Origin of the sequence: Mycobacterium kyorinense (assembly GCF_002101735.1) — a bacterium.
Classification (GTDB): domain Bacteria; phylum Actinomycetota; class Actinomycetes; order Mycobacteriales; family Mycobacteriaceae; genus Mycobacterium; species Mycobacterium kyorinense.
In genome coordinates, this window is record NZ_LQPE01000085.1 from 1 (window position 1) to 16457 (window position 16457).

Consider the following 16457-nt stretch of genomic DNA (forward strand, 5'->3'; position numbering starts at 1 on the left):
GGCCCGACCCGAGGAACCCAAGGAAAACTGGTGCAGGCCAGCGGATCACTCATGCCACGCCAATCCCAACCGCCCCATTCGTGCAAGAATCAGCCCCGCGACGACACCAAATCACTGATCCACGGATTCAGGCTTAGCGAGGCACGAGCCGCCACCTACGATGCCAAGGCCGTCGAATCCGTTCCCCCGGAGCTGGTCGAAAAGTACTTCGACCAGCTCAACGGCCGCTACATCTTTCACAAAGACCTGCGCCGCGCGGTGATCTTCGGCCGCAACGACCTGGTCAAAGACGCTCCGATCTCCAGAGTGGATCTGCTGGTATGCCGAAACACCCTGATGTACATGAATGCCGAAACGCAGCGAAATGTTCTGGGGCGCTTGCATTTTGCGTTGGCCGCACAGGGGATTCTGTTCCTCGGCCATGCCGAGATGTTGTTGAGCCACGCGGATCGATTCACTCCGTTGAACCTCAAACACCGGGTCTTTCGAAAGACGCCCGGCTCGCACAGTGGGCTGGACGGCTACGATCCCGCTGCTGCGATGTACGACCGCCGCGGTGATCTGCCCGGCCTGGCCACCGTGCGCGACTTGGCTTTTCGCGCCAACCCGGTCGCGCAGATCGTGGTGACCGGTGAGGACACCGTGGCGATGATCAACCAGCAGGCCGAGACCATGTTCGGTTTGTCGGCCCGCGACATCGGACGACTGCTGCGCGACCTGGAGGTCTCTTATCGGCCGGTCGAGTTGCGCGCATATTTGGAACAGGCAAAGGTCGAGCGCCGGTCCGCCCGGATCACCGACGTCAAATGGCAGCGGCCGGGCATGGAGACCGTCTGGTTCGAGATCCACGTCAATCCCCTCATCGACGCCGAGAACGGGCTGCTGGGTGTGTCGATCGTGTTCTTCGACGTCACCGCGACCCGGGCGCTGCTGGACAAGGTGGTCCAGACCAACCGCCAGCTCGAGGCGGCTTACGAGGAATTGCAATCGACCAACGAAGAACTCGAGACCACCAACGAGGAACTGCAATCGACCGTCGAGGAACTCGAGACCACCAACGAGGAACTGCAATCGACCAACGAAGAACTCGAGACGATGAACGAAGAGCTGCAGTCGACCAACGACGAGCTGCACGCGATCAACGATGCGCTGCGTGAGCGCAGCATCGAACTCGACGATGCCCGAACCTTCCTCGACTCGCTGGTCAATTCAATCCATCTCGGCATGGTGGTGGTCGATCGTGAGATGCGGGTCGTGGTGTGGAACCGCGGCTGTGAGGAACTCTGGGGCCTGCGCGCCGACGAGACCAGCGGCCAAGTCCTGACCGCCCTCGACATCGGGCTGCCGATGGACAATGTCCGGCCGATGATCGGCAACGCGTTCGTCGATCCGCAAAACCCGGGCGAGTCCGTCGTCGAGGCCGTCAACCGTCGCGGCCGACCTACTCGGATCCGAGTGACGTGCACCGGATTCCAGGCCCCCGAAGGCGGTGTCAACGGCGCGCTGCTGCTGATGGACGCACAATCGTGACGATCACGACTTTCCGCGGTGATTGCGCAAGTCGTCGAACTCCGCCTTGACGATGCGGTAGCACTCGCAGGCCTTTTGCTCCAAACCGTCGGGGTCGGCGATCGTGATGATGCCGCGCCGGTAGCGGATGAGGCCCTGAGCCTGAATCCGTTGGGCGGTCTCCGAGACGGTGGGCCGGTGCACCCCGAGCATCTGGGCGAGAAACTCCTGGGTGAGCGGAAATTCGTCGCGTCCCACCCGATCGCGGGTGGTCAGCAACCATCGCGCCATCCGGACCTCGGTGGAGTGGGTGCGATTGCAGACCACGTTCTGCGAGACCTGCACCATGGTCGCTTGCGTGAACCGGTTTAGCATTGCGTGCAACTCACCGTCGCGGCTCAGCGCTTGACGGAACTCGGCAACGCCGAGCCGGACCGTGTCGCCGGCGACTTGGCAAAACGCCGCCTGCGGGCTGTTGCTGGCGCCGAGATAGACGGGCAGGCCCACCATGCCTTCGTGGCCGACCGTGGCGACTTCGAGCTGGATCCTTCCGTCAGCCATCGCCACCAGCGAATACACCGAGGTCAACGGAAAATAGATGTCGGTGATCGGCTTGCCCGGCTCATAAGCCGCACGTTTGGTCTCGATGCGCTCCAGCCGAAAATGCGGTTGCAGTTGGGCGAATTCAGACTCGGGCAGCCTGGCCAGTATCGCGTTGCGCCGGACCTCCTCTTCCGTCATGTCACCGGGGTACCCAATCTGTCGTCAGCTATGTCAGGAACCGGACACAGCGACTACGCTGTGTGGATGATCGCGACCCGTCATTCGGCGACGACACCGGGCTTCGGGCGGATCGTCGTCGTAGCGTCTCTGGGTGGAATGCAAGCGATCACGGCCGTCTTGGCCGAGCTTCCGGCGACCTACCCGATTCCGGTCGCGGTTGTGCTGCACCATAGCCGCAGCGGCGTCCGCGACCTGCTCGGCCCCATCCTGGCCCGCCGCACGCGCCTGCCCGCCCGGGTCGCCGAGGCCGGTGATGCCGCGGATCTGCTCGGCATCACTGTGGTGCCCGCGGAGACAATCGCAACAATCGATCCCGCAGGGCGATGGGTGCTTGCCGACAACGGCGACGGCATCGGACCGGGCGACGCGTTGCTCGCCAGCTCGGCGGACATCACCCCGACCGTGGCCGTTATCTTGACCGGCGCACTAACCGACGGCGCCGAAGGATGTCGTGCAGTCAAACGTGCCGGCGGCCGCGTGCTGGTTCAGGATCCCGCCACTGCGCGGGCGTCGAGCATGCCAGCCAACGCGATCGCAACCGGCTGCGCCGACTTTGTGCTACCTCCCGAGCGGCTCGCCTCCGCGCTGCTGGCCATCACCACCGCACCGGGGGCAGCCGACTTGCTCGCGGTGCCGCTGCCACCGTGGGCGCGCATCAGTTCCTAGACGGCTGCTGAGCCCGTGCCTGGATGACCGCGGCGGCGTCGTGCCATTGGGCAGCGGCGCGATGTCTTTGCGCCGCGTCGTGATGCGCATCGCCCCTGCCGTCCCCGGCGAGCATGGCGGCCTGCTCGTGAGCGGCTGCAGCACGCCGGTGTGCTGCGCTGGCGTCGAGGTGTCTCTGCGCGGCGGCGCGGTGCGCGCGCATGGCCCGTTGCAGTGACTCGTCGGCATGCAGGCGGGCGCGCTCGGCGTGGGCGGCGCTCGATGGGGACCCGGATGCGAGTTCGGTTCTGCGCTGTTGCAAGTCCGCGGCCCGCACCCGCGCCGCCTCGGCTCTCGCCGACGCGGAACTCCAGCTGGACCCCCCCTGCTGGGCTGCGTTCATTTGTGGGGGTGCTCTGATTCGACGAGCTCGCGGGCGACGTCTGCCAGCGGCGTATTGGAGCTTTGCGACAGCCGTTTGAGCAGTTCGAACGCCTGCACGGCGTCGACCTTGAACCGCTCCATGATCATGCCCTTGGCCTGCCCGATGATGTCGCGAGAGGCCAGCGCGCTGCGGAACTGCTCATCCCGGCGGACCAGGTTCCACGCCAGCGCGGTGTGCGTGGCCATGATCAGCCCCAGCTCCACCGCGTCGTCGTCGAACACGTCGGGTTTTTCGGCGTAGACGTTCAGCGCACCCATCGTGTGGTGGTCGGCGAACAGCTGGAACGACATGATCGACCGGATCGGGGTCTCCTTGAGCGCGTCGCGGCAGTAGGACGGCCATCGCTGTTCTCGCGCGATGTCGTTGATCCGGATCATGTGGTGTTCCCACGCAGCCGACAGACAGGGTCCCTCGCAGTGACGCTGCTGGATTTCGTCGAGCAGAACCGGATACGGGCCAGTCGCCGCCGCCGTCCGCACTTTGCCGTTGCGAGTGGCAACCGTGATGCCGGCGTATTGCGCACCAGGAATGGACTGGCGGGCGCTTTCTGTCAATTCTCCGAGGACCGAGTCGACGTCCACGGAATGCTGCTGCAAGGCTTGCACCAACTCCCCGACTTCGAGGAGAAGCCCGCTTCGGTCCTTCGCTGTCATGCTTTGGCTCCGATCGGCTGCTTCGATCGAGACGGGCCCAATTGTCCCGCGTCCGCACGCGCGCGGCAACCATTCGGCAAGGCGTCCTAGCATCTGTTTAACAGACCAGGACGGAGGCGGTGTGCGGTTCAGCTACGCGGAGGCGATGACGGATCCGGCGTTCTACATCCCGTTGGCCAAGGCGGCCGAGGCGGCCGGCTACGCCAGCATGACGATCCCGGACAGCATCGCCTACCCCTTCGAGTCGGATTCGAAGTATCCGTACACCCCCGACGGCAGCCGCGAATTCCTCGAAGACAAGGCTTTCATCGAGACGTTCGTGCTGACCGCCGCGTTGGGGGCGGTGACGACGACGTTGCGGTTCAACTTCTTCGTGCTCAAGCTGCCCATTCGGCCGCCGGCGCTGGTGGCCAAGCAGGCCGGTTCGCTGGCGGCGCTCATCGGCAACCGGGTGGGCCTGGGCGTCGGCACCAGCCCGTGGCCGGAAGACTACGAGCTGATGGGTGTTCCGTTTGCCAAGCGCGGCAAGCGAATTGACGAATGCATCGAAATCGTACGGGGTCTGACCACCGGCGAGTACTTCGAGTTCCACGGCGAGTTTTACGACATCCCGAAAACCAAGATGACCCCGGCGCCCACTCAGCCGATCCCGATCCTGGTCGGCGGCCACGCCGATGCGGCGCTGCGGCGTGCGGCCCGCGCCGACGGGTGGATGCACGGCGGCGGCGACCCCGAGGAGCTGGATCGGCTGATCGCACGGCTCAAGCGTTTTCGCGAAGAAGAGGGTAAGACAGGCCCGTTCGAGATCCACGTCATCTCGGCCGACGCGTTCACCCTCGACGGCATCAAGCGGTTGGAGGACAAGGGAGTTACCGACGTCATCGTCGGCTTCCGCGTCCCCTACATCAAAGGCCCCGACACCGAGCCGCTGGACACCAAGATCCGCAATTTGGAGAAGTTCGCCGAGAACGTGATCTCCAAACTTTAGCGGCTACAGCGCCCTACCGTGGGACTGTGACCGAGAACATCCTGTCCGAGGCCGACATCGCCGCACTGTCCGATGCGCAGCGTCGCGATTTGATCAGCCGGCTGCAGCGGCCCATCGCCGAGGTTTACCCGCAGCCGTCGGCCCTGGAGCGGATCCGGCGAATTCGGGTGGGGTTGATGGCCACCGGTTCGGTGGCGCTGATCCCGTGGATCGTCTATCTCGCATTCACGTTGCCCGACATTTACATGGCCCACAATTGGACGGCGACCTGGGTGGGATTCGACAGCCTGCTGGTGGTCTTCATGGCCGCCACCGCGGTTCTGGGCTTCCTGCGCCGCCAGGTGCTGATACTCACCGCGTTCACCACTGGCGTGCTGCTTATCTGCGACGCCTGGTTCGACATCATGACCGCCGGCCCGAACGACATGTGGCTGGCGCTGGTGACTGCCCTCTTCGGCGCGCTGCCGCTGGCTACCCTGCTGATCGCCGGTGCGCTGCGCATCATCCGGCTGATGGCCACCCGGTTGTGGTTGCTGGACCCCGGAACACCGCTGTGGCGCTTGCCGTTGCTTCCGTGAGCACGCTCAGTGGTGTTTGGCGAACCACTCGGCCTGCATCGCCAGCAATGCCATCGGCTCCAATTGCGGTGTGGCCGAGTCGAGTTCGCGGTAGCGCTGGTAGACGTTGACGACAATACGTTCGGCGTCCAGCCAGGTCGCGTACTCGCCGAGATCGATGGCGTCGGCGGCCTCGGCGAACGACAAGCCCTTGCGGTAGGCGGCCTCGGCCTGTTCGCTGACATGCACAAGGTAACCGCGGACGGCGCGGATGCCGTCCGGATCGGTGACCGGGCCGTGGCCGGGCACGACGGTCGGCGCGTCCAGCGCGATCATTGCGTCGCAGGCGGCTATCCAGTTGGCGATCGGGCCGGCCCACACGATCGGCGTGCAGCCGATGAACAGCAGGTCGCCGCCGAACAGCACCCCGGCGTCGGGCACGTGCACCACCGAGTCGGCGGCGGTGTGGGCCGGCCCCAGGTTCAGCAGGCGCAGCTCCCGGCCGCCGACCTCGATGGTGAGCCGGTCGTCGAATGTCTGGTCGGCGTTGCGCACCGTGATGCCACTGAAGTCGAAGGGCCCGAAGCGATCTCGCAGGTATGGTGTCGCCACCGGCCCCAGGTCGGCGGTCTGGGTCATGGCCAGCATCTCGGGCGCCATGCCGTGCGCGATCTCCTCGGCCGTGCCCTTCGCGGCGATGACGCGCACCGAGCGGTCCAGCAGCTGGTTGCCGTGGGTGTGGTCGCCGTTGGAGTGGGTGATCAGCGCGTCGGTGATCGGTGCGGCGTCGGTGATGGGCCTCATCGCGGTCAGCATTTCGCGGGTCAACGCCAGGTCGAACAGCGTGTCGACGAGCAGCGACGCGCCGTCGCCGGCGACCAGCCCGGCGTTGCTCCAGCCGTATCCGCCGTCGGGCAAGGTCCACGCCCACACCCGATCGGCCACCTCGTGCAGGCCGCGCGTGTAGGAAACTTTGGCGGTCGCCCGATTGACGCGCGGCTTGTCCGGTTTGGCGTCCGGGTTGGGCCGTGCGGGCAGGCGGTGCGGGGCGGGCGTGTGGCGGACAGTTTGGCGGGTCTCGCCGAGTCCCTGCACGCGCAGTGTGACGACGTCGCCGTCGTGCAGCCAGCCCGGGAATTGCGGGCCGGTCAGATGCTCGACGAGAGTGCAGGTGGGCACCGTGCCGGAGCCGAAAACATCACCGGGAGTCAGCATTACACCCCGCGAGGCGTAAGAGATGACCTCGCCGAAACTCCAGTCCATCGTCCCGGTCGAACCCGAGCCGATCACCGCGTCGTTGACCATCGCGGTCACGTCGAGGCTCAACTTGCCGTCGCGACGGTAGGGCTGCAGTTCGTCGGCGGTGACCAGGTACGGCCCCAGGGTGACGCCGCTGTCTTTACCCTTGGCCTGCCCGATCCCCAGCTGGCCCTCCAATTGCTGCAGGTCACGCGCCGACCAGTCGTTGAAGATGGTGTAGCCGATGATGGCCTGCTCCGCTTCGCCGACCGAAAGGTCCTTGCCTGCAACCCCGATCACCGCCGCGATCTCCAATTCGAAGTCCTGCCAAGCACTTCCGGGAGCCATCGGCGCGTCGTCGTAGGGACCGAGCACGGTTGACGGGCAGGCGAAGTAGAACGCCGGAATTCGGTACCAGGTGTCTTTAAGCACCCGGCCGCCGCCCATCGCCGCCTGACAGTTACGCATGTGGTCCAGGAAGCACAACGAGTCGCGGATCGACGGTGGGCGCGGGATCGGCGCCCGCAGCGTCACCCCGTCCAGCGGCACGGTGTCCCGCGAACGCAGCGCGTTTTCGCCCGCCTCCTGTAATCCGGCAGCGCCCAGCGCGACGAGCTCCAGCAGCGTCACACCCGGCGGCATCGGGTGGATCACATCCTCGGAGAGGACTCCGGTGCGTTCGCTGTCATCGTGTCGATACGTCACCCACCGCATGGGGATCAACATACGGATCACGACCGCAAAGGCAGGAAAAACCACTGAAATAAGCGGTAGCGTCAATGGTTGCCGGGTGTGACGGGAGACAACCATGAAGCGCTGCATCGTCGGAGGACTGGCCGCGCTGCTGATGGTCGTAGAGCTCATCGCGTCAGCGCCGCACGCCAGCGCTGGGTGCCAGTACGGGGGGCCCGTAATCAGCAAGTGCGATGGCCCCGTCCAACCCGACGGCACCTGGCAACGTTGCGTGGCGGTTCCCACCTTGATGTATCGGGGCGCCAGCTCCTATCTAGTGCCCGACAAGCGCTGCGATGTGATGGGGCCTGACCAACAGCCGGGCGATCCCGGCTTCGCTGATCCGCCCACGCACATCGACGACTGAGCCGAAAAACCAACTCGTCGTGTGGCGAAGGTCACCATCTCGGCTCCGCGCCTGCTGACGACAACCTTATCGGGTGTAACGGCGGCGCGCTCGCTTGAAGCCCACGTAGTACGAAGCTAAGTTCGTCCGAGCGATGGGATACCCAAAACACATCAGCAACGTCGTCCCCTTGCGCCGCACCATCGGCGTTCCGTTGAGCAACGCCACATTGCCGTTGCATTCGCAACGGATCGACGTGCCAACGTATGACAGGTCAGCCCTTCGGCCCAGTGTCGTTCACATCGGGCCGGGTAACTTTCACCGTGCTCATCAGGCCGTCTACTTCGATGACCTTGCGCGCTCAGGTGTTTCCCGCCACTGGGGAGTCACCGACATCAGTCTTCGCACCCCCCGGGTAAAGGATCTGCTGACGGCTCAGGACGGGCTCTACACCGTGGTGCAACGCGGGCGTGACCGCCAAACAGCGCGCGTGGTCGGCTCAATCGCCGACTACCACTACGCACCGCACGACAACGTGGCTGTCCGCGCCGCCCTGGCTGATCCGCAAACCCGCATCGTCAGCCTGACGATAACCGGCAATGGCTATTACCTGGACCCGCGTACCGGCGAGTTCGACGCTTCGCACCCCGACGTGCGCGCCGATCTGGCCGCACCGAAGTCCGCGACGTGCTTTGCCACCGCGTGGGCCTACCTGACTGAGGCCCTCGATTACCGCCGCCGAGCCGGTATTGCCCCGTTCACCGTGCTCTGCTGTGACAACATCCCCGACAACACCCCGACAGCGCGCACCGCGCTGGTCTCGTTCGCAGCTTTGCGCGATCCCGGCCTCGCCCGATGGATAAAGACCAACGTAGCGTTCCCATCCACGATGGTCGACCGGATTACCCCACAGACATCCGGCGAAGACTGCGAATTCGTGGAACGCACCTTCGGCGTCGCCGACATGTTGCCGGTGGTGACCGAACCACACTGTCAGTGGATCATCGAGGACAGCTTCTCCCACGGCCGACCGCCGCTTGAGGAGGTCGGTGCCGAGTTCGTAGCCGACGTGAGAGATTACAAGCTGGTCAAGACCCGACTTCTTAACGCAACTCATATGGCACTCGGATGCCTGGCGACCCTAGTCGGCTACCGGAGCACCGGCGAAGCGATGCGTGACCCGGTCATTTACGGCTATGTCGAGCAGCTCATGCGCGACGAGATTCAGCCGCTGCTGCCGGCGGGACATCCGATGAACACCCGCGCCTATCGGAACACGCTGCTCACCCGGCTTAGCAATCCCCGCATGCCCGACCAATTGTCGCGGTTGGCGCGTAGGGGATCGGAGAAGATGCCGTCGTTTGTGCTGCCGTCCCTGCAGGAGGCCATCAAGCAGGGCAGGCCGCACAGCCTGCTGATGCTGGCCCTGGCCGGGTGGGCCCGCTACCTGCGCGGCTACGACCTCGACGGCCACCCAATCCACATCGAGGACCCGCAGGCCGAGCTGCTGACCGACCTGGCGACCCGCGGAGGCAACAGGGCCTACCCGCTGCTGGATCACGAGATCTTCACCGAATTACGCGATGTGCCCCACTTTGCAAAACACCTCAGCGACAGAATTGCCGACATCGATATGCGTGGCGTGCAACCCACACTGCGCCAAGCGCTGGGCGACACCGGTCGGGAGGTGGCATGGGGCTAAACCGCCAGGGGCTGGCCGTGATGCGCGAATTCGACCCGGCCCAGATCACCACATTGCTCTGCGACGCCGACGACAACCTCTTCCCTTCTGAGGCACCGGCTTTCGACGCCTCGGTCGAGGTGACCAACCGGTTCCTGGCCAGGTTCGGCGTGTCGGCCCCCCTTACCGCGGACGAGTTGCGGAAGAAGGCCGTCGGCAAAAACTTCCGTAGCACCGCTCTCGACCTGGCCGTGCTGTGCGAGATCCCGATGGATCAGACGCTGGCACAGGGCCGCCCCGGGGCAGTTGTCGCTTCCGACACCGGCGCCGCAACCGATCGTGCGCTGCGCGCCGACGAACTCGAGAAATGGGTGCGCCAAGAGCGCGAGCACGTCACCGCCCACCTGTCCGTCACCCTGAAACCAGACCCCCAGGTGCTGTCCCCGCTGCGTGACCTCGCCTCGCGGTATACGTTGACCGCGGTCAGCTCCAGTGCTCTCCTGCGTCTGGATGCCTGTTTCACCGCAACCGAACTCGACGCGCTTATTCCAGCGCCGCTGCGTTTCAGCGCAGAAGATTCCCTTCCCGTGCCGACGAGCAAGCCCGATCCGGCGGTGTACCGGCATGCCGGCGAGGTCATGGGCATCGGCGCTCATCAAGGCCTGGCCATCGAAGACTCCATCGCCGGCGTGACGTCCGCGGTGGCGGCCGGCTACCTCACCGTGGGCAACCTCATGTTCGTTCCACCTGACGAACGTTCTTGCCGCAGTGACGAACTCACCATGGCCGGGGTGCACGCGATCACCGACTCGTGGTCTGCCCTCACCGAGGCCCTTTTGTCGCCGGCCGCGACATAACTATTCCCTGCGTACCTCGTCGGGCGCCTTGTCCGGCCGCAGCCCGCGCCAACTGGGTTGACGCAGTCGCCCGTCCGACGTCCATTCGCTGTAACGAACTTCACCGACAAGTTTCGGCTCGACGAACGTCACTCCCTTGGCATCCTTGGCGGGAAGCCTTGCGTTGAACGGTGATTCGGCGGTGCGCAATGGCGCCAGGGTCTTCTTCAGGTTGGCCAGGTCGCGTTCGGTGAAGCCAGTGCCGACCTTCCCGGCGTAGCTCAGCCCGCCCCCATCGGGGATGCCCATCAGCAGTGAGCCGATGCCGCTGGTGCGTCCGCCTTCACCCGCGCGCCAGCCGCCGATGACGACTTCCTGGGTATTCCAGTGCTTGTCCTTGATCCACGACGCCGACCGGCGACCCGGTTGGTAAGTGGCGTCGCGTTTCTTGGCGACAACCCCTTCCCAGCGGTGCTTGCGTGAGTACTCCAGCGCCTCGGCGCCGTCTCCGGGCAACAGCTCGGGAACGGCGAGGCCGGTGCCGGCGGCCAACGTTTCCAGCAGCTTGCGCCGATCCCGGTACTTGGCGCGCAGCAGCGAGCGGCCGTCCAGATAGAGCAGGTCGAATGCCCAGTACTCGACCCGGGTGGCACGCACCCGGTTCTGCATCTCGGAAAACCGGGGCACTCCGGATTCGTCCAATGCGACGACTTCGCCGTCGAGCACGACGTGGTGGTCAGCGAGGTCCTTTGCGAGAGCACGTAATTGGGGGTATTCGTCGGTGACGTCGCGGCCGCGCCGCGAGCGCAGCCGGACCGTGCCGCGATCGGCGTCGACCAAGAGCCGGTAGCCGTCCCACTTTCCTTCGAACGCCCACTGCGACGCCTTGAGGCTCGTCACCGAGCCTTCCGTGGCGAGCATCGGGGTCAGCTCGTCGAAAGCGAAGACATTCTGGTCTTTCATCCGGTGCGCCAGCCACTGATCGCCGTTGGTTTGAATCAGCGCGTAACGCCCCGAGATCCGGTTGCCGTGCAGCGTGATGATGACTTCCCCTTTATCGCCGGAGTCGCGGAACTTCTCGGCTTCGTAGGTGCCCGAATCCCAGATGATCACCTTGCCCGCGCCGTACTCCCCCTTTGGGATGGTGCCCTCGAAGGTGGCGTATTCCAGCGGGTGATCCTCGGTGTGCACCGCCAGGTGATTCACCGACGGAGTGTCCGGCAGGTTTTTGGGCACCGCCCAGGACACCAGCACGCCGTCACGCTCCAGGCGGAAGTCGTAGTGCAGCCGGCGAGCGTGGTGCTCCTGAATGACGAACATATTGCCGTGGCCGGTAACGGGTTTCGCGGCAGGAACCGGCTCCGGCGTCTTCGACGCGTCGCGCATGCTGCGGTATTTCGTCAGCCGGTCGGGGACTATGTCGGCGTCCAGCGGCGTCAGCAGGTCGCCGTCGCGCCCCACCCGCTCCAGCACCTCGTCGTAGGACAGTTGGCGAAGGTTTTTGTCGTCGAGCTCCTCCCAGGTACGCGGCGCGGCCACCGTCGGTTGCTCGCGGCCGCGCAGCGAATACGGGGCGATCGTGGTCTTCGACCCGTTGTTTTGGCTCCAGTCCAACAAAACCTTGCCGGCCCGCAGGCTCTTGGCCATGGTCGAGGTGACCAGCTTCGGCATCGCCTTTTCCAGTTGCTGCGCAACGCGTTTGGCCAACACCACGGCGCCCCGGCTGCTGACCGGCTTGTCCAGCGGAGCGTAGAGATGCAGCCCCTTGCTGCCGCTGGTGAGCGGGAAGGTGGTCAGCCCGATGTCGGCCATCAAGTCCCGCACTGCACGGGCCACGGTGGCGAGCTGGGCCATCGTCACGCCTTCGCCGGGGTCGAGGTCGAACACCAAACGCGTTGCGGGGCCGGGCTTTAGCTCTTCGCCGTTTCGCGTCCACTCGGCGGCAAAGCGCCACTGCGGGACGTGTACCTCGAGCGCAGCCTGCTGGGCGATCCAGGCAAGGCCGTCCGGGCTGTCGATGATCGGATACGTCGTCGTCCCGGACTTGTGCACCACACTGGCCCGGGGCAGCCAGTCGGGCGCGGAGGACGCCAGCTGCTTTTCGAAAAATGACGGCTCGTCGACGCCGTTGGGCCAACGCTTGCGGGTGGCGGCGCGCCGCGCGATGTGCGGCACCATCACCTCGGCGATCCTAGTGTAGTAGTCGAACACGTCGGCTTTGGTTGTGCCCGTCGCGGGATAAAGCACCTTGTCGGCGTTCGTCAATTTCACCAGCGACGCCATAGGGCCAACCTACGCGTCCCAGCGTCGAAAACGGTTCCTGAACGCCAATTATCGTCCTCGCCGTAAATTTACCGTGACATGAGCCACTAAAAGGTTTGGCGGGCCCGTTGTATCGGGCACGCGATTGAGATATGCGCGAAATTGTTCAGGCTGGCCCGGAGGAGTAGTGCAATCGTGCCTGACGCAGTAAAGCTGAACAACGCAGCGCTGACCAAGCTGCCGATTGCGGCGCCGAGCTATGACCGCAGCAAGCTCAGCGTCGGGATCGCGCACATCGGGGCCGGTCACTTTCACCGCGCGCATCAGGCCGCCTACATCGACCGGCTGCTGGAACAAGGCCTGGCGCACGAGTGGGGCATCTGCGGCGTGGGGGTGCTGCCCGAAAACTGGCCGATGCGCGACGTCCTGCGCGACCAGGACGAGTTGTACATGCTGATTTGCCAATACCCCGACTGCAGCCAAGAGGCGCGGGTGATCGGCTCGATCATCGACTACCGCTACGCCCCCGACGATCCGGAGGCAGTGATCGAGGTGTTGGCCGCGGCAACCACCCGGATCATTTCGCTGACCATCACCGAGGGCGGCTACCGCGACCCCGACGGGCTCGCGTTCGGGATGATCACCGAGGCTCTGGCCAGGCGTCGCGACCGCGGGATCGCCGCACCGACGATCCTGTCCTGCGACAACATCGAGAGCAATGGCGAGGTCACGTGCCGAGTGATCGTCGCGAACGCCGAGCACCGGGACCCCGCACTCGCCGAGTGGGTGGCCGAACACGTCCGTTTCCCGAATTCGATGGTGGACCGGATCACCCCGGCCACTACACCCGAGATGACCGCGGAGGTGCAGCGCGAGTTCGGAATAGCCGACCGGTGGCCGGTGCTGACCGAGCCGTTCGCCGCCTGGGTCATCGAAGACAACTTCGCGGACGGCAGGCCGCCACTGGAACAGGCGGACGTGCTACTGGTCGACGACGTCGTCCCCTACGAGCTGATGAAGCTGCGGCTGCTCAACGCGGGGCACCAGTGCCTGGCGTACTTCGCCCATCTGTGCGGCTTCGAGTTCGTTCACGACGCGGCCCGCGATCCGTTGTTCGCCAAATTCCTGCTCGACTATTTCGAATCCGAAGCCATCCCGACGCTGGCACCCGTACCCGGCATCGACCTGCACGAGTACAGCCGCACGCTGATCGAGCGGTTCGCCAACCCCGGCGTCGGCGACAAGGTGGCACGGTTGTGTGCCTACTCGTCGGATCGCATCCCGAAATGGCTGATTCCGGTAATCTGCGACAACCTGGCCAGCGACGGGTCGGTCCGGCTGGCGGCGGCGACCGTGGCGAGCTGGGCCCGTTACGCCGAGGGCGTCGACGAATGGGGTAACCCGTTCGAGGTGGTGGACCAGCTGGCGGATTCGTTGGTGCCGATCGCCCGGTCGCAGCACGAGAATCCCACCGCGTTCATCGAGATTACCGGGCTGTTCGGGGATCTGGCCTGCCAGCCGCGCTTCGTCCAGGCGTACCTGTGGGCGCTGGATTCGTTGCACCGCAAGGGTGCTCGGGCCACCCTCGAGGCTCTCCTGCAATGAGCCGCGGGCTGGTGATCGGCGAGTCACTGATCGATATCGTCGGGTCCGCCGAACACGTCGGCGGCAGCCCGCTCAACGTCGCCGTCGGCCTGGGCCGGTTGGGCCGCGAGGTCGACCTGCTGACCCACATCGGAAACGACGCATACGGTAGGCATGTCGCTGAGCACGCCAATAACGCTGGGGTGCAACTTGTTCCGGGCAGCGTGTCTGCCACCCGGACACCCACCGCGCGGGTAACCGTCGACGAGAACGGGGCGGCAGACTACGTGTTCGACCTGGAGTGGCAGCTGACCGGTACCGCGGAGGTGGCTCCCCCACTCGTCGTGCACACCGGTTCGATCGCCGCCGTGCACGAGCCCGGGTGTCTCGCCGTTGCGGCGCTGGTCGATACCTATCGCGTGTCGGCGACCGTGACCTTCGACCCCAATGTGCGCCCGGCGTTGATCGTCGACCGCGACCTGGCCCGCGCGCGCATCGACCATCTCCTCGAACGCAGCGACGTGGTCAAGGTCAGCGAAGAGGACCTGCGCTGGATCGATCCCGGCCGTCCGCCCGAGGTGGTTGCCCGAAGCTGGCTGGCGTCGGGCCCGTCGATCGTCGCGGTGACGATGGCCGAGCGGGGCGCACTCGCGTTGTGCGCGGGCGGAGAGGTGCAGGTGCCGGCCAGACCGGTGCGCGTGGTGGACACGGTCGGCGCCGGCGACGCGTTCATGGCCGGACTGATCGACGCGCTGTGGACGATGGACCTGCTGGGCGCGGATCGGCGCGGCGAGTTGCGGCGAATCGGGACGGATGCGCTGACCGATGCGCTGCGTGCGGCGACGCTGTCGTCGGCGTTGACGGTTGGCCGGGCCGGCGCCGATCTGCCCGACCGGGCGGCTGTCGACGCCGCTCTGTCCCAAGCCGACTGAACGGCGTCAGCAAACAGCTACCGTATCGGTTACCCGAGAAGGCGAGGTCAGGCCGATGCGCGTTGTTGTGCCGTCCTGGGCGGGACGTATTGGCGCCGCCACCACCGACACGAACGAAACAGCCCTGCAGAAGCGGCTCACCGTGATGTTGTGCGCGGGAACGCTTCCGCTCACGGCGCTGTGGAGCGTGATCTACCTGCAGATGCACGTCCCGTGGGCAGCGGCGTTTCCGGCGTTCTATACGTTGGTGACCCCGCTCAACACCGCGTTGTTCGCCTGGACCCGCAATCTGGAGTTCTACCGGTCCACCCAGCTGCTGCTAATCCTGAGCTTGCCGTGGCTGGTGACGCTCACGTTGGGCGGTTTCCGCCAGTCCAGCGTCGTCATCATCTGGGCGGCGTTGTGTCCACTGGGATCGCTTGTGCTGGAAGAACTTCGGCGGACATTGCTTTGGATCGTCGGCTTCGTCGCGCTGCTGGTGGTGACCGCTGTGCTGCAGCCCCACCTGACGCCTGCCGACCTGCCCGACACGTTCGTCACCTGGTTCTTCGTGCTCAACGTCGGATCCGTGATCGCGATCGTGTTCGGGCTCCTGCATTACTTCGTGGCGCGTCGCAACTTCTTCCAGGAAACGTCGGAGATGCTGCTACTCAACATCTTGCCGAAGGAGATATCGGAGGCGCTGAAGACCGAACCGCGCGCGATCGCCGCCCACTACGACGGCGCCAGCATCTTGTTCGCCGACATCGTCGGATTCACCCCGATGGCCGCCGGCATGTCGCCACTGAACCTGGTCGATCTTCTCAACGAGGTGTTCCAGTGCTTCGACGCGCTCGTCGACAAATACGACCTGGAGAAGATCAAGACGATCGGCGACTGCTACATGGTTGCCGCAGGGGTTCCGCGTCCGCGCGCCGATCACGCCCAGGCCCTTGTCGAGTTGGCTCTCGACATGCGCGCCGAGATCGCGCGCCGGACGTTCGGCGGGCGCAGGCTCGACTTTCGCATCGGCATCAACTCGGGCCCGGTGGTCGCCGGTGTGATCGGGCGCAAGAAGTTCAGCTATGACCTGTGGGGTGAGACCGTCAACATGGCCAGCCGCATGGAGTCGCATGGGCAAAGCGGCGTCGTCCAGATCACCCAGAACACCTTCGAGCTGGTGCGCGGCGAATTCGATTGCGAAGCCCGCGGGCCGATCGAGGTGAAGGGCGCGGGTCGTGTGCAGACGTGGTGCGTGATCGGACGGAAGCCGGATCGCGGGTAAC

The 16457-nt window shown here is 65.3% G+C and carries 15 protein-coding genes; 10 read left to right on the plus strand and 5 right to left on the minus strand.

What is annotated here, in order from left to right:
• On the plus strand, positions 1-1530 hold a 1530-nt coding region (locus AWC14_RS10215; RefSeq protein WP_142281659.1), incomplete at its 5' end, for a CheR family methyltransferase.
• Between the two features lie 3 nt (positions 1531-1533).
• Here the strand turns inward: AWC14_RS10215 and AWC14_RS29550 are convergent.
• Positions 1534-2250, minus strand: a complete 717-nt coding sequence (locus tag AWC14_RS29550; RefSeq protein WP_045374893.1) for a Crp/Fnr family transcriptional regulator — start codon at positions 2248-2250, stop codon at positions 1534-1536.
• A gap of 66 nt (positions 2251-2316) precedes the next feature.
• On the opposite strand from AWC14_RS29550, the gene AWC14_RS10225 reads away from it, so the two are divergent.
• The gene (locus tag AWC14_RS10225; RefSeq protein WP_045374912.1) at positions 2317-2958 is read left to right on the plus strand and encodes a chemotaxis protein CheB; all 642 of its coding nucleotides are present in this window, start codon (positions 2317-2319) and stop codon (positions 2956-2958) included.
• Here AWC14_RS10225 and AWC14_RS10230 read toward each other — a convergent pair.
• Both AWC14_RS10230 and AWC14_RS10235 read right to left on the minus strand, forming a co-directional pair.
• On the minus strand, positions 2948-3340 hold the full coding sequence (locus AWC14_RS10230; protein WP_045374890.1) for a hypothetical protein: 393 nt from the start codon (positions 3338-3340) through the stop codon (positions 2948-2950). The genes AWC14_RS10225 and AWC14_RS10230 overlap by 11 nt on opposite strands.
• Positions 3337-4035, minus strand: coding sequence for a GAF and ANTAR domain-containing protein (locus AWC14_RS10235; protein WP_045374887.1), 699 nt, complete (start codon positions 4033-4035; stop codon positions 3337-3339). The genes AWC14_RS10230 and AWC14_RS10235 overlap by 4 nt, the downstream gene beginning before the upstream one ends.
• Before the next feature lie 121 nt (positions 4036-4156).
• Between AWC14_RS10235 and AWC14_RS10240 the strand changes: the two genes are divergently transcribed.
• Both AWC14_RS10240 and AWC14_RS10245 read left to right on the plus strand, forming a co-directional pair.
• Positions 4157-5023, plus strand: coding sequence for an LLM class flavin-dependent oxidoreductase (locus AWC14_RS10240; protein ID WP_057003157.1), 867 nt, complete (start codon positions 4157-4159; stop codon positions 5021-5023).
• A gap of 26 nt (positions 5024-5049) precedes the next feature.
• The gene (locus tag AWC14_RS10245) at positions 5050-5601 is read left to right on the plus strand and encodes a hypothetical protein (RefSeq protein ID WP_045374884.1); all 552 of its coding nucleotides are present in this window, start codon (positions 5050-5052) and stop codon (positions 5599-5601) included.
• A 6-nt stretch (positions 5602-5607) separates the two neighbouring features.
• On the opposite strand, the gene AWC14_RS10250 is transcribed toward AWC14_RS10245, so the two are convergent.
• Positions 5608-7533: a fumarylacetoacetate hydrolase family protein gene (locus AWC14_RS10250; protein WP_045374909.1), complete on the minus strand. Its 1926-nt coding sequence runs from the start codon at positions 7531-7533 to the stop codon at positions 5608-5610.
• A 94-nt stretch (positions 7534-7627) separates the two neighbouring features.
• Between AWC14_RS10250 and AWC14_RS10255 the strand changes: the two genes are divergently transcribed.
• The 3 genes from AWC14_RS10255 (at position 7628) to AWC14_RS10265 (ending at position 10435) form a co-directional block, all read left to right on the plus strand.
• Entirely contained in the window at positions 7628-7918 is a 291-nt protein-coding gene (locus AWC14_RS10255; RefSeq protein WP_045374881.1) for a CDGP domain-containing protein, read from the plus strand.
• Between the two features lie 133 nt (positions 7919-8051).
• Entirely contained in the window at positions 8052-9599 is a 1548-nt protein-coding gene (locus tag AWC14_RS10260; protein WP_045374879.1) for a mannitol dehydrogenase family protein, read from the plus strand.
• The gene (locus AWC14_RS10265) at positions 9590-10435 is read left to right on the plus strand and encodes an HAD family hydrolase (RefSeq protein ID WP_045374877.1); all 846 of its coding nucleotides are present in this window, start codon (positions 9590-9592) and stop codon (positions 10433-10435) included. Before AWC14_RS10260 ends, AWC14_RS10265 begins: the two co-directional genes overlap by 10 nt.
• Here the strand turns inward: AWC14_RS10265 and AWC14_RS10270 are convergent, their stop codons facing one another.
• Positions 10436-12697, minus strand: coding sequence for an ATP-dependent DNA ligase (locus tag AWC14_RS10270; protein WP_045374874.1), 2262 nt, complete (start codon positions 12695-12697; stop codon positions 10436-10438).
• Positions 12698-12868: 171 nt separating this feature from the next.
• On the opposite strand from AWC14_RS10270, the gene AWC14_RS10275 reads away from it, so the two are divergent.
• The 3 genes from AWC14_RS10275 to AWC14_RS10285 are packed head-to-tail and all read left to right on the plus strand — an operon-like array spanning position 12869 to position 16456.
• Complete coding sequence (locus tag AWC14_RS10275; protein ID WP_045374907.1) at positions 12869-14281, plus strand: mannitol dehydrogenase family protein; 1413 nt, start codon at positions 12869-12871, stop codon at positions 14279-14281.
• Positions 14278-15192 carry a carbohydrate kinase family protein gene (locus AWC14_RS10280; protein WP_045374871.1) on the plus strand — a complete coding sequence of 305 codons (915 nt, stop codon included), beginning with the start codon at positions 14278-14280 and terminating at the stop codon, positions 15190-15192. The genes AWC14_RS10275 and AWC14_RS10280 overlap by 4 nt, the downstream gene beginning before the upstream one ends.
• 55 nt (positions 15193-15247) lie before the next feature.
• The gene (locus AWC14_RS10285) at positions 15248-16456 is read left to right on the plus strand and encodes an adenylate/guanylate cyclase domain-containing protein (protein WP_052425491.1); all 1209 of its coding nucleotides are present in this window, start codon (positions 15248-15250) and stop codon (positions 16454-16456) included.
• Position 16457 lies beyond the last annotated feature (1 nt).